The organism is Pseudomonas sp. I8001 (genome assembly GCF_013385345.1).
In the GTDB taxonomy this organism is placed as follows: domain Bacteria; phylum Pseudomonadota; class Gammaproteobacteria; order Pseudomonadales; family Pseudomonadaceae; genus Aquipseudomonas.
In genome coordinates this window covers 22719-35679 of sequence record NZ_JACAQC010000004.1, presented here as the reverse complement: position 1 = coordinate 35679, position 12961 = coordinate 22719, and the positions used below count along the sequence as shown (strand labels likewise).

The 12961-nt window shown below is 62.0% G+C and carries 11 protein-coding genes; 10 read left to right on the top strand and 1 reads right to left on the bottom strand.

Features of this window, described 5'->3' with window-relative positions:
- Nucleotides 1-175: 175 nt before the first annotated feature.
- The 7 genes from HX839_RS01835 (at nt 176) to HX839_RS01805 (ending at nt 6253) form a co-directional block, all read left to right on the top strand.
- A complete protein-coding gene (locus HX839_RS01835; protein WP_177066666.1) occupies nt 176-757 on the top strand; it encodes an alpha/beta hydrolase in 582 nt (193 codons plus the stop codon).
- Nucleotides 758-805: 48 nt separating this feature from the next.
- Complete coding sequence (locus HX839_RS01830) at nt 806-1726, top strand: sigma 54-interacting transcriptional regulator (RefSeq protein ID WP_003211821.1); 921 nt, start codon at nt 806-808, stop codon at nt 1724-1726.
- Nucleotides 1727-1958: 232 nt separating this feature from the next.
- Complete coding sequence (locus tag HX839_RS01825; RefSeq protein WP_003211822.1) at nt 1959-2741, top strand: MetQ/NlpA family ABC transporter substrate-binding protein; 783 nt, start codon at nt 1959-1961, stop codon at nt 2739-2741.
- Nucleotides 2742-3302: 561 nt separating this feature from the next.
- A complete protein-coding gene (locus tag HX839_RS01820; protein ID WP_003211825.1) occupies nt 3303-3968 on the top strand; it encodes an amino acid ABC transporter permease in 666 nt (221 codons plus the stop codon).
- Nucleotides 3949-4608 carry an amino acid ABC transporter permease gene (locus HX839_RS01815; RefSeq protein ID WP_008435829.1) on the top strand — a complete coding sequence of 220 codons (660 nt, stop codon included), beginning with the start codon at nt 3949-3951 and terminating at the stop codon, nt 4606-4608. Before HX839_RS01820 ends, HX839_RS01815 begins: the two co-directional genes overlap by 20 nt.
- A complete protein-coding gene (locus HX839_RS01810; RefSeq protein ID WP_003211829.1) occupies nt 4605-5381 on the top strand; it encodes an amino acid ABC transporter ATP-binding protein in 777 nt (258 codons plus the stop codon). Before HX839_RS01815 ends, HX839_RS01810 begins: the two co-directional genes overlap by 4 nt.
- Complete coding sequence (locus tag HX839_RS01805) at nt 5378-6253, top strand: transporter substrate-binding domain-containing protein (protein ID WP_177066665.1); 876 nt, start codon at nt 5378-5380, stop codon at nt 6251-6253. The genes HX839_RS01810 and HX839_RS01805 overlap by 4 nt, the downstream gene beginning before the upstream one ends.
- A 117-nt stretch (nt 6254-6370) precedes the next feature.
- On the opposite strand, the gene HX839_RS01800 is transcribed toward HX839_RS01805, so the two are convergent.
- Nucleotides 6371-7531, bottom strand: a complete 1161-nt coding sequence (locus HX839_RS01800) for an AAA family ATPase (RefSeq protein ID WP_177066664.1) — start codon at nt 7529-7531, stop codon at nt 6371-6373.
- A 165-nt stretch (nt 7532-7696) separates the two neighbouring features.
- Between HX839_RS01800 and HX839_RS01795 the strand changes: the two genes are divergently transcribed.
- Genes HX839_RS01795 through HX839_RS01785 form a run of 3 tightly spaced genes read left to right on the top strand, consistent with a single transcriptional unit; the run spans nt 7697 to nt 12917 of the window.
- The gene (locus HX839_RS01795) at nt 7697-8800 is read left to right on the top strand and encodes an efflux RND transporter periplasmic adaptor subunit (protein WP_177045599.1); all 1104 of its coding nucleotides are present in this window, start codon (nt 7697-7699) and stop codon (nt 8798-8800) included.
- On the top strand, nt 8797-9867 hold the full coding sequence (locus HX839_RS01790; RefSeq protein ID WP_177066663.1) for an efflux RND transporter periplasmic adaptor subunit: 1071 nt from the start codon (nt 8797-8799) through the stop codon (nt 9865-9867). Before HX839_RS01795 ends, HX839_RS01790 begins: the two co-directional genes overlap by 4 nt.
- Complete coding sequence (locus tag HX839_RS01785; protein WP_087692737.1) at nt 9864-12917, top strand: efflux RND transporter permease subunit; 3054 nt, start codon at nt 9864-9866, stop codon at nt 12915-12917. Before HX839_RS01790 ends, HX839_RS01785 begins: the two co-directional genes overlap by 4 nt.
- Nucleotides 12918-12961: the final 44 nt, after the last annotated feature.

Sequence of the window (12961 nt, the reverse complement as noted above, 5' to 3'; positions counted from 1 at the left end):
CGGAACCAATAGCGGCCATAACCGAAGAAACGGATATGTACCCCCATCCCCCTAAACCCCCCATCACTCTCAACAAACATTTTGGTTATTAATAAATAGCTTCTTATTCCTTAACGAATATATACCCCGTGCCTATACTGACCCACAACGTTAAACGCTGCAGGAGGGCACACCCATGCACAGCGAGTCGATTCGTTATCTGATCGTGCCGGGCTGGCAAGGATCGCCAGAAGATCATTGGCAAAGTCATTGGCAGAACAGCCTGCCCAACAGCGCTCGTGTGGAGCAGGCCGACTGGCTCACCCCACGCCGCGAAGACTGGGTGGCCGCCCTGGCCGAAGCCATCGCCGCCGACAGCACCCCGGTGATTCTGATCGCCCACAGCCTGGGCTGCATCACCGTCGCCCATTGGGCGGCCACCGCACCGGTGCAATTCCTGCGTCAGGTACGCGGCGCCCTGCTGGTGGCCCCGGCCGATGTCGAACGCCCTGCCTGCGCACCCGCCCTGCGTAACTTTGCGCCAATCCCCAGCCACCTGCTGCCGTTCCCAAGCCAGGTCGTCAGCTCCGACAACGACAGCGCCGTCAGCGCCACCCGCGCCTTGGAAATGGCACGTAACTGGGGCGCCGAAGCGGGAATTCTCGCGGGCGCCGGGCACATCAACGTGAAGTCCGGCCATCAACGCTGGGAACAGGGTTTCGCCTACCTCTATCGCCTGCAAAATCGCCTGGAACATCACTCCCGGCGCCGTGCATAAAATTTTTTAAACGCCCCTTCCCCTTCGTGGATGGGGCGGGAGCCTGCCATGAGCCTGCATGAAACCTTCGGTCAGCCCCTGCTGACCTTCCCCGACGCCGAAAAAAGCCCCCTGAGCATTCGTGCCAAGGCGCTGGTGTTTGTCGACCCGCGTTCGCGGCAACTGCGCGAAGACCTCGAAAACCTCGCCCCCCGCGCCTTGCCCGTGTTGATCCGCGGCGAAACCGGCAGCGGCAAGGAGTTGCTCGCCCGGCATATCCACCGTGGCAGCGACCGTACCGGCCTGTTTGTCTCGGTGAATTGCGGCGCCATCAGCCCGACATACGCCGACGCCGAACTGTTCGGCTACGCCGCAGGCAGCCACAGCGGCGCAGCCAGCAGCCGCGCCGGCTGGTTTGGCTCGGCCAACGGCGGCACGTTGTACCTGGATGAAATCGGCGACTTGCCGCTGCCAATCCAGGTCAAGCTGCTGGCGGCGCTGGAAAACCACGAAGTCACCCGCGTCGGCGCCCATCAGCCAAGCCCGGTGGATGTGCGGCTGGTGGCGGCCACCAGCATCGACCTCGCCCAGGCCGTGGCGGCCGGCAAGTTTCATGAGCGCCTGTTCCATTACCTCAGCGAAGGCCAACTGGAGCTGCCCGCACTGCGCGAGCGGGTGGGCGACATCCTGTCACTGGCCGAATATTTCCTCGGCATCTACAGCCAGCGCCTCGACCTGCCGGTGCCGCTGATCAGCGACGAAGCCCAGCGCGTGCTGGAGCATCACAGCTGGCCGGGCAACACCCGGGAGTTGGAGAACGTGATTCACTTTGCCTTGCTGGTCAGCAGTGGCGACGAGATTCTGCCTGAGCATTTGAACCTGCCCGTGGCGGGTTCGCCTGTGGAGCAGGTGCGGCGAATTCTTGGCCACGCCAGCGCCGCCGAGGTTGAAGCCCTGAAAAGCTATCTGAAAGAACACGCTGTTTTGTAGGAGCCCGGCTTGCCGGCGATGGCGTCCTCAGGAGCATCGCAAGGCTCAAGACCGCCATCGCCGGCAAGACGGGCTCCTGCATGAACAAAATGGAATATCAAAGTGAATAAAAAGTATTGTTCTGGAATAAAAAACCTCGGTATTGTCCGCTGCACGCCGCGATAGCACTTCGCTGGCATCCACTAAAAAAGCGGCCGTCCCAGACGACCCGGATTTTCGATAAGGACACTGCATGAAAAAGGTTCTGTTGTTTACCGCACTGGCGGCTGCCCTGACTGCAAGCTTCGCCCAGGCCAACGAGAAACTGGTGGTAGCCGCTACCCCGATCCCGCACGCCGAGATCCTTGAGCTGGTCAAGCCGACCCTGGCCAAAGAAGGCGTGGACCTGGAAATCAAAGTCTTCACCGACTACGTACAACCGAACGTACAGGTGGCCGAGAAGCGTCTGGACGCCAACTACTTCCAGACCCTGCCGTACCTGGAAAACTTCAACAAGGGTAAAGGCACCAACCTGGTCACCGTGGTCGGTGTGCACGTTGAACCCTTCGGCGGCTACTCGAAAAAAATCAAAAACATCTCTGAGCTCAAAGATGGCGCCACCGTGGCCATCCCGAACGAAGGCAGCAACTCCGGCCGTGCCCTGCTGCTGCTGCAAAAGGCTGGCGTGATCACCCTGAAAGACCCGACCAACGCCCTGGCCACGCCGAAAGACATCGCCAGCAACCCGAAACACCTGAAATTCAAAGAGCTGGAATCGGCGCTGCTGCCACGCGTCCTGGACCAGGTTGACCTGGACCTGATCAACACCAACTACGCCCTGGAAGCGGGCCTGAACCCGGCCAAGGACGCACTGATCATCGAAGACGCCAAGTCGCCGTACGTGAACTTCCTGGTTGCCCGCCCGGACAACAAGGACAGCGACGCGATCCAGAAGCTGGCCAAAGCCCTGACCAGCCCTGAAGTGAAAGCTTTCATCGAGAAGAAATACAACGGCGCGGTCGTGCCGGCGTTCTGATCGAACCCAAAAACCTCCTTCAAGGTTTAAACGCCGACGGCTTCTACAGCGTCGGCGTTTTTTATGGCTGGAACACAATCGAAATGTGGGAGCGGGCTTGCTCGCGAATGCGGTGGGTCAGCCAACACATCTGCTGACTGATACACCGCATTCGCGAGCAAGCCCGCTCCCACATTTGGGACTGTGTCAGCTCAGATATTTCGACTGTTAATGGCCCTGCGCAGTGCCACCAGCCACTTCACCAGTTCCTGCGGATCAATCGGTTTTGCCTCTCGTTCATCGCTCACTCCCTCGCTGTTGGTTGGCCGTCAGTCTGGCCACGCGCTGCCTATCCCTGAAGTGCAGCTCCGATAAAAAGACCCGTCCTACTTCCCCGGGAACAGTAGCTGTCATCCATCTGCACCGCGAATCCGCAGGTTATCTATTTGGGTGATATCAATATGCTATTTCGGTATTTAAATTTTGCTTTTTATACCTTTAAAGTCGGCGCTACCCGGCGTTACCCACGCTGGACCGGACCGCACCAACGCCGCTTTACCCCTGCGGCGTCAGGGATTTCAGATGACCTTCGATTACGCATTTATCCTCAGCACGCTGCCGGCGTTTCTCAAGGCCGTGGGCGTTACCCTGCAAGTCGGCCTGATCGCCATTGGCACCTCCATGCTGGTGGCCTTGATCAACGCCGCGCTGCTGGTGTTTCGCACGCCCTACGTGTGGCGCCTGGTGGCGCTGTACGTGGAGTTGGCGCGCAACACACCGCTGCTGATCCAACTGTTTTTCGTCTACTTCGCGTTGCCGGCCCTGGGGCTGAATATCTCCGGGTTCTGGGCGGCGATCATCACCATGACCTTTCTCGGCGGCGCCTACCTTACGGAAGTGTTGCGCGCCGGTGTCGAGGCGGTGCCGCTGGCACAGATCGAATCGGGCAAGTCCATCGGGCTGTCCCACTGGCAACTGCTGCGCCATGTGATCCTGCCCCAGGCCGGGATCCTCAGCCTGCCGGCGCTGTTTGCGAACTTTATTTTCCTGCTCAAGGAAACCACGATCGTGTCGGCGGTGGCGGTGCCGGAGATTCTCTACACCACCAAAAGCTATATCGCCCTCTACTACAAAACCTACGAAATGCTCGCGGTGCTCACGTTGATCTGCGTGCTGTTATTCCTGCCGCTGTCGCTGCTGCTCAGCCGCCTTGAAAGGAGGCTCCAGCATGGCCAGTTCGGGTCTTGAATTACTCTGGGTGTCCTTGCCGCAACTGGGCAAGGGCGCGGCGCAAACCCTGTCGATCTCGTTCTTGAGCATCGCCTTCAGCACCGTCGGCGGCGTGGTGTATGGCGTGCTGCGCACGTTGAATTCGAAAGCGATCAACCTGGTGCTGCGGATTTACCTGGAGCTGTTCCGCGCCATTCCGGTGTTGGTGTGGTTGTACTTGCTGTTCTTCGGCCTGCCGATTTTCTTTGGCCTGAGCATTCCGAGCTTCTGGTGCGCCGTGCTGGTGTTGTCGCTGTGGGGTGCCAGTGAAGTCGGCGAAGTGGTGCGCGGTGCGTTGCATTCGTTGCCCCGAGGCCAGCGTGAAGCCGGCCTGTCGATTGGCCTGTCGGACCCGCAACTGTACGGCTACGTGCTGTTGCCCCAGGCCCTGAAACGCATGACGCCGCCGACCATCAACGTCTACACCCGCATCATCAAGACCAGCTCCCTGGCGGTGCTGATCGGTGTGGTGGACGTGATCAAGGTCGGCCAGCAAATCATCGAGCGCACCTACGAGTCCGTATTGATCTACGGCGCGCTGTTCCTGTTTTTCTTCTTTATCTGCTACCCGTTGTCGGCCGCCTCCAAGGTGCTGGAACGGCGCTGGGCCCAAGCATGAGCGCATTGATCGAGTTCCAGGGTTTCAACAAGTTTTTCGGCGACCAGCAGGTGCTCGACGGCATCGACCTGAGTGTGCAAAGCGGCGAAGTGGTGGTGATCCTCGGCCCCAGCGGTTGCGGCAAAAGCACCTTGCTGCGGTGCCTCAATGGCCTGGAAGTGGCCCACAGCGGCAGCCTGCGTTTTGCCGGCAAGGAGCTGCTGGACAAGGCCACCGACTGGCGCCAGGTGCGCCAGGACGTAGGCATGGTGTTCCAGAGTTATCACCTGTTCCCGCACATGAGCGTGCTCGACAACCTCCTGCTCGGCCCGCTGAAAGTGCAAAAACGCGAGCCCCGCGAAGCCCGGGCCCAGGCTGAAAAACTGCTGGAACGGGTGGGCCTCTCCGACAAACGCGACGCCTACCCGCGCCAGCTGTCGGGCGGCCAGCAGCAACGCATCGCCATCGTCCGCTCGTTGTGCATGAACCCGCAGGTCATGCTGTTTGACGAAGTCACCGCCGCCCTCGACCCGGAGATGGTCAAGGAAGTACTGGAAGTGATCCAGGGCCTGGCCCGGGACGGCATGACGCTGCTGATCGTCACCCATGAAATGGCCTTCGCCCGCGCCGTCGCCGACCGCGTGGTGTTCATGGAGGCCGGCCGCATCCTCGAACAAAACACCCCCGAGGCATTCTTTACGAACCCGCAAACCGCACGCGCGCAGCAGTTCCTGGAGAAGTTCTCCTTCGTTTCAACACTGCCCAAAAGAACCAAGGAACTGGAGCTGTCATGAAAACTGCCAAGTTGTTATTCCCCCTGTTCGGCCTCGCTTTGCTGGCCGGCTGCAATAAATCCGAAGAGCCCGCCAAGACGGCTGCCGCTGCCACCCCGGCACCCGCTGCGGTGAGCTACATCGACAAGATCAAGGCGCGGGACAAGCTGATCGTCGGCGTATTCACCGACAAGCCGCCGTTTGGTTTCGTGGATGAGTCCGGCCGTTATGTCGGCTTCGATACCGACATCGGCCGCCGTTTCGCCAGGGACCTGCTGGGGGACGAGAACAAGGTTGAATTCGTCGCGGTGGAACCGGCGAGCCGCATTCCGTTCCTGCAAAGCGACAAGGTCGACCTGATCCTCGCCAACATGACGGTGACGCCGGAGCGCAAGGAAGCGGTGGACTTCACCAACCCGAACCTGAAAGTCGCGGTGCAGGCCCTGGTGCCGCAGGACAGCTCGGTGAAGAGCCTGGACGACCTGGCGACCCGCACCACCATCGTCACCACCGGCACTACCGCGGATATCTGGCTGACCAAGAACCACCCGGACTGGAAACTGCTGAAGTTCGAGAAAAATTCCGAGTCGCTGCAAGCGTTGTCGGCGGGCCGTGGTGATGCCTATGCCCAGGACAACCTGGTGTTGTTCAGCTGGGCCAAGCAGAACCCGGGCTATCGCGTGCTGGAGCAGAAACTGGGGGATGAAGCGCCGATTGCGCCGGCGGTGAAGAAGGGCAACATCGAATTGCGGGATTGGGTGAATGCCGAGCTGGCGAAGTTGGGCGAAGAGAAGTATTTGCTCAAGCTGTATGACCAATATGTTCGCAAGGAACTGAGCGATGACACCAAGCCTGAGAGTGTGATTGTTGAAGGCGGGAAGTGGCAGGGTTGACCCGTCAATGATCGTTCCCACGCTCCGCGTGGGAATGCCGCCTTGGACGCTCCGCGTCTGCTGCTGGGACGCGGAGCGTCCCGTGATGCGTTCCCACGCAGAGCGTGGGAACGATCATCAGCTGGGCCAATGCCACGCCGGCTCATCCAGCACCCGCTGCCCCACCACCTGCGTCTGCCCCATCACCTTCTCCAGCACGATCGAATTACACCCTTCATCCTGCTGCAACGCCGCAATCAAGCGGCTGGCATGGGACACCACCCACACCTGACACTGCTGCGACACCTGAATGATCAGCCGCGCCAACGCCGGCAAAAGATCCGGGTGCAAGCTGGTTTCCGGTTCGTTCAATACCATCATCGTCGGTGGCCTCGGCGTCAGCAGCGCCGCCACCAGCAGCAAGTAGCGCAAGGTCCCGTCCGACAACTCTGCTGCCGACAAGGGCCGCAGCAATCCTTCCTGATAAAATTCGATGGCAAAGCGTCCGCCCTGCAACGGCTCGATATTCAACCGCGCGCCCGGAAACGCATCGCCGATCGCCCGCTGCAACGCCTCGGGGTCGCCGATCTCGCGGATGGTCTGCAACGCCGCCGCCAAGTCCCGCCCATCGTGATGCAGCACCGGCGTGCGCGTGCCCAGTTGCGGCTGGCGCACCGGGGCGTCGACGTCGCTGCGAAAATGATCATAAAAGCGCCAGCCGCGAATGCTTTCGCGCAGCAACAATACCTCCGGCGAACCCCGCAGGCTGCCGACCTGGTCGAACAGGCTGTGGTAGTTCGGCGTGTGCTGGGCCAGTACATCCCAGGCTCGGCCATCGCGGGCACGTACCATCGGGCCGGAGCGCTGCACCAGCAGGCTCGCCGGGCGAAATACATGCCCGGCCCAGATGCATTCTTTCTTGATCTCCGGGTCCAGGGAAAAATAGGACAAGGTTTTCTCGGGCAACCCCAGGGAAATCGCATAGCTGAAATCCTCTGCGGCAAACCCCAGGCGCAGCCGCTTGGCGCCCTGGCGCACGATGGGCTCCACCGCCACTTCACCACTGAGCATGCGCCGACTGATGCTTTCCGGCCCGGCCCAGAAGGTTGAATCCAGCCCACCCTCGCGGGCCAGTGCGTTGATCACGCCGCCCTGGGCCGTCTCCGCCAGCAGCCGCAGGGCGCGGTACAGGTTGGACTTGCCGCTGCCATTGGGGCCGGTAATCAGGTTCAACCGATCCAGCGGCACCACCAATTTGTTGATCGAGCGGTAATTGGCCACCGCGAGGGTTTTGAGCATGAGAGGATGTTCGCGATTATGTGGATCCGCATATTACCTGCGTCGGCTGGCCGAGAAGTGTCGCGAGCGTCCTGATTTCCTGTAAGTCAATGCCTACGACGCGGAACCCTGAACTACGCTAACAGTCGCATAATCACCGACGCGTCAATCAAGCAAGGAGCCTGCATGGGCGGTCCCAAACTCACATTTATCCTCGGCCTTGGCCTGCTGGCGCTGCTGAGCGGTTGCGGCCAGGAAAAAGCCGAACCCAAGGAACATTCCCGGGTGTTTGTGCAGACGGTGAAGTCCACCGACTTTGCCGCCGCCGTGACCTTGACCGGCGATATCCAGGCCCGGGTGCAGACCGATCTGTCGTTCCGCGTCGGCGGCAAGATCATCCAGCGCATGGTGGATGTCGGCGACCGCGTCAGCGCCAAGCAGGTGCTGGCCAAGCTCGATCCGAAAGATTTGCAGACCAACGTCGACTCCGCCCAGGCCCAGGTGGTCGCCGAGCAGGCGCGGGTCAAACAGACCGCCGCCGCGTTTGTGCGCCAGGAAAAACTCTTGCCCAAGGGCTACACCAGCCGCAGCGAATACGACTCTGCCCAGGCCGCGTTGCGCAGCAGCCAGAGCGCGCTGACCGCCGCCCAGGCGCAGTTGGCCAATGCCCGCGAGCAGTTGGGCTACACCTCGCTGGTCGCCGACGCGCCGGGCATCATCACCGCCCGCCAGGCCGAGGTGGGCCAGGTGGTGCAGGCCACCGTGCCGATTTTCAGCCTGGCCCGGGATGGCGAGCGCGACGCGGTGTTCAACGTCTATGAATCGCTGCTGGTGGAGCCGCCGCCGGACAAACCGATTACCGTCAGCCTGCTGGAAAATCCGCAGATCACCGCCGTGGGCAAGGTGCGCGAAGTCACCCCGGCCGTTGCCGCCAATACCGGCACGGTGCAAGTCAAAATCGCCCTCGACGCACTGCCCAAGGGCATGCAACTGGGTTCGGTGGTCAGCGCCACCGCCAACGGGCCGGCCAAGGCCAGCATCGAATTGCCGTGGGCTGCCTTGACCAAAGACATCAGTGCGCCGGCTGTCTGGCTGATTGACGGCGACGGCAAGGCGCAACTGCACAAGGTCACGGTCGCGCGTTACCTGACCGGCAAGGTGATCATCAGCGACGGCCTCAAGGGCGGCGAAAAAGTCGTGGTGGCCGGCGGGCAACTGCTGCATCCCGGCATGATCGTGGAAATCGCCCAGCCGCCGGATCAGGCCCAGGCCCAGGGAGTGCAGCCATGAAGCAGTTGACGTGTGTGCTCGCCGCCAGCCTGCTGTTGATGGCATGTTCCAAGGAAGAACCGGCGCCGGAACCGGTGCGCCCGGTGCTGTCGATTGAAGTGAAAGCCGAGGACCAGGAAAACCTCGGCCGCTTCGCCGGAACGATCCAGGCCCGCTACGAAAGCAATCTCGGTTTCCGTGTGCCAGGCCGTATCGCCCGGCGCGCGGTCGACGTGGGCGCTGAAGTGCAGCAGGGCGCGTTGTTGGCCGTGCTCGACCCCACCGATCAACAGAACCAGTTGCGCGCCGCCCAGGGCGACCTGGCCCGGGTCCAGGCACAGTGGATCAACGCCCAGGCCAATGCCCGCCGCCAGCAGGAATTGTTCAACCGTGGCGTCGGCGCCCAGGCCCAGCTGGACATCGCCCAGACCGACCTGAAAACCACCCAGGCTTCCCTGGATCAGGCCAGGGCCTCGGTCAACCAGGCCAAGGACCAGCTCAACTACGCCGAACTGCGCACCGACCATGCAGGCATCGTCACCGCCTGGAATGCCGAGGCCGGCCAGGTGGTCAGCGCCGGGCAGCAAGTGGTGACCCTGGCACGACCGGACATCAAGGAAGCCGTCATCGACTTGCCCGCCGGCCTCGCCGAGCGCCTGCCGTCGGATGTGGTGTTCCTGGTCGCCGGGCAGATGGACCCCACGGTCAGCACCACCGCCACCGTGCGCGAGATCGAACCCCAGGCCCAAAGCGCCACGCGCACCCGTCGCGCCCGCCTGACCCTGGCGGAAACACCGCCCGCGTTCCGCCTTGGCACCGCCATCAGCGTGACCCTGAGTTCAGCCATCGCGCCGCGTATCGAACTGCCCCTCAGCGCCTTGCAGGAAGCCGACGGCAAGACCCGCATCTGGGTCATCGACACCCAAAGCCAGACAGTACAGCCCCGTGACGTCAGCATCGTCAGCCGTGACGCCGACAGCGCCTTGCTCAACGCAGGCGTCAAACCCGGCGAGCGGGTGGTGAGTGCCGGCGTGAACAGCCTGAAGCCCGGGCAAAAAGTCAAAATCGACGAGGACAGCCCGCGATGAAAGGGAGCTTCAACTTATCCGACTGGGCCCTCAAGCATCAGTCCTTCGTCTGGTACCTGATGTTCGTCGCGCTGCTGATGGGCGTGTTCTCGTACATGAACCTCGGCCGCGAGGAAGACCCGTCGTTCACCATCAAGACCATGGTGATCCAGACCCGCTGGCCGGGCGCGACCCAGGAAGAAACCCTCAAGCAGGTCACCGACCGCATCGAGAAAAAACTCGAAGAGCTGGACTCCCTCGACTACGTGAAGAGCTACACCCGGCCCGGCGAGTCCACGGTGTTCGTGTTCCTGCGGGACACCACCAGCGCCAAGGACATCCCGCAGATCTGGTACCAGGTCCGCAAGAAGATCGACGATATTCGCGGCAGCTTCCCCCAAGGCTTGCAGGGGCCGGCGTTCAACGACGAGTTCGGGGATGTGTTCGGCTCCGTGTATGCGTTTACCGCTGACGGCCTGTCGATGCGCCAACTGCGCGATTACGTGGAGCAGGTGCGCGCCGAAATTCGTTCGGTACCGGGGCTGGGCAAGGTCGAGATGATCGGCCAGCAGGACGAAGTGATTTACCTGAATTTCTCCACCCGCAAACTCGCAGCGTTGGGGATCGATCAGCGCCAGGTGGTGCAGAGCCTGCAATCGCAGAACGCGGTGACGCCGGCTGGGGTGATCGAGGCCGGGCCGGAGCGGATTTCGGTGCGCACTTCCGGGCAGTTCGCCTCGGAGAAGGACCTGGCCAACGTCAACCTGCGGCTCAATGACCGTTTCTATCGGCTGGCCGACGTGGCGGAAATCACCCGTGGCTATGTCGACCCGTCGACGCCGATGTTCCGCTTCAACGGCAAACCCGCCATCGGCTTGGCCATCGCCATGCAGAAGGGCGGCAACATCCAGGACTTCGGCAAGGCCCTGCACAAACGCATGGACGACCTGACCGCCGACCTGCCGGTGGGTGTGGGCGTGCACAAGGTTTCCGACCAGGCCGAAGTGGTGGAGGAGGCCGTTGGCGGCTTTACCAGCGCGTTGTTCGAGGCGGTGATCATCGTGCTGGTGGTGAGCTTTATCAGCCTCGGCGTGCGTGCCGGGTTGGTGGTGGCGTGCTCGATCCCGCTGGTGCTGGCGCTGGTGTTCGTGTTCATGGAATACAGCGGCATCACCATGCAGCGGGTGTCGCTGGGCGCGTTGATCATTGCCCTCGGCCTGTTGGTGGACGACGCGATGATCACCGTGGAGATGATGATCACGCGCCTGGAAAAAGGCGAGACCAAGGAGCAGGCGGCGACGTTCGCCTACACCTCCACCGCGTTCCCGATGTTGACCGGCACGCTGGTGACCGTCGCCGGGTTTGTGCCGATTGGCCTCAACGCCAGTTCGGCGGGGGAGTACACCTTCACGCTGTTCGCGGTGATTGCCGTGGCGATGCTGGTGTCGTGGGTGGTCGCGGTATTGTTCGCGCCGGTGCTGGGCGTGCACATCCTCAGCAGCAAGGTAAAACCCCACAATGCCGAGCCGGGTCGTGTGGGCCGGGCGTTCAATGGTGGCATGCTGTGGGCCATGCGCAATCGCTGGTGGGCCATCGGCATCACCGTGCTGTTGTTTGTGGCGTCGGTGTTTTCCATGCAGTTTGTGCAGAACCAGTTCTTTCCGTCCTCGGACCGTCCGGAAATTCTCGTCGACCTCAACCTGCCGCAAAACGCCTCGATCAACGAGACCCGCAAGGCCGTCGACCGTCTTGAGGCGATCATCAAGGACGACCCGGACATCGCCCGCTGGAGCACCTACATCGGCCAGGGCGCGATCCGTTTCTACCTGCCGCTGGACCAGCAACTGGAGAACCCGTACTACGCGCAACTGGTGATCGTCAGCAAGGGCCTGGAAGAGCGCGGCGCCTTGATTGCGCGCCTGCAAAAACGCCTGCGGGAAGATTTTGTCGGCGTGGGCAGCTTCGTGCAGCCACTGGAAATGGGCCCGCCGGTGGGGCGTCCGATCCAGTACCGGGTGTCTGGCAAGGACATCGACCAGGTGCGCAAACACGCGATCGAACTGGCGACCATGCTCGATAAAAATACCCACATGGGCGAGATCATCTACGACTGGAACGAGCCGGGCAAAGTCCTGCGGGTGGACATCGCCCAGGACAAGGCGCGGCAACTGGGGCTGTCGTCGGAAGACGTGGCGCAGTTGATGAACAGCGTGGTCAGCGGTGCGTCGGTGACCCAGGTGCATGACGATATCTACCTGATCAACGTGGTCGGCCGCGCCGAAGATGCCGAACGCGGTACGCCGGAAACCTTGCAGAACCTGCAGATCGTCACGCCCAACGGCACCTCGATTCCGCTGCTGGCGTTTGCCACCGTGCGCTATGAGCTTGAACAGCCGTTGGTATGGCGTCGCGACCGCAAGCCGACCATCACCATCAAGGCGGCGGTGCGCGACGACATGCAGCCGACCGACCTGGTGAAACAGCTCAAGCCGGACATCGACAAGTTCAGTGCTGGGTTGCCGGTGGGCTACAAGGTCGCCACCGGCGGCACCGTGGAAGAAAGCGGCAAGGCCCAGGGCCCGATTGCCAAGGTAGTGCCGTTGATGCTGTTCCTGATGGCGACCTTCCTGATGATCCAGCTGCACAGCGTGCAGAAGATGTTCCTGGTGGCCAGCGTGGCGCCGCTGGGGCTGATTGGCGTGGTGTTGGCGCTGATTCCCACGGGCACGCCCATGGGCTTTGTGGCGATTCTCGGGATCCTTGCGCTGATCGGCATCATCATCCGTAACTCGGTGATCCTGGTGACGCAGATCGACGCCTACGAGCGCGACGGCTACACGCCGTGGGACGCGGTGGTGGAAGCTACCGAACACCGGCGCCGGCCGATCCTGCTGACCGCAGCAGCGGCCAGCCTGGGCATGATCCCTATCGCCCGTGAAGTGTTCTGGGGCCCGATGGCCTACGCGATGATCGGCGGGATCATCATCGCCACCTTGCTCACGCTGCTGTTCCTGCCGGCGCTGTACGTGGCCTGGTACAAGATTCGCGAGCCGAAGAAAGAACAAGCCTGACGGCCACAGCGGTGACATTCCTACACGGACGTGGGAATGTTCCC

Excerpts from the sequence above, each read along its gene's own strand:
- HX839_RS01805 (WP_177066665.1), top strand. The coding sequence starts at position 5,378 with ATGAAAACTGCCAAGTTGTTATTCCCCCTGTTCGGCCTCGCTTTGCTG.
- HX839_RS01800 (WP_177066664.1), bottom strand. The coding sequence starts at position 7,531 with ATGCTCAAAACCCTCGCGGTGGCCAATTACCGCTCGATCAACAAATTG.
- HX839_RS01820 (WP_003211825.1), top strand. The coding sequence starts at position 3,303 with ATGACCTTCGATTACGCATTTATCCTCAGCACGCTGCCGGCGTTTCTC.
- HX839_RS01785 (WP_087692737.1), top strand. The coding sequence starts at position 9,864 with ATGAAAGGGAGCTTCAACTTATCCGACTGGGCCCTCAAGCATCAGTCC.
- HX839_RS01790 (WP_177066663.1), top strand. The coding sequence starts at position 8,797 with ATGAAGCAGTTGACGTGTGTGCTCGCCGCCAGCCTGCTGTTGATGGCA.
- HX839_RS01830 (WP_003211821.1), top strand. The coding sequence starts at position 806 with ATGAGCCTGCATGAAACCTTCGGTCAGCCCCTGCTGACCTTCCCCGAC.
- HX839_RS01795 (WP_177045599.1), top strand. The coding sequence starts at position 7,697 with ATGGGCGGTCCCAAACTCACATTTATCCTCGGCCTTGGCCTGCTGGCG.
- HX839_RS01835 (WP_177066666.1), top strand. The coding sequence starts at position 176 with ATGCACAGCGAGTCGATTCGTTATCTGATCGTGCCGGGCTGGCAAGGA.
- HX839_RS01825 (WP_003211822.1), top strand. The coding sequence starts at position 1,959 with ATGAAAAAGGTTCTGTTGTTTACCGCACTGGCGGCTGCCCTGACTGCA.
- HX839_RS01810 (WP_003211829.1), top strand. The coding sequence starts at position 4,605 with ATGAGCGCATTGATCGAGTTCCAGGGTTTCAACAAGTTTTTCGGCGAC.
- HX839_RS01815 (WP_008435829.1), top strand. The coding sequence starts at position 3,949 with ATGGCCAGTTCGGGTCTTGAATTACTCTGGGTGTCCTTGCCGCAACTG.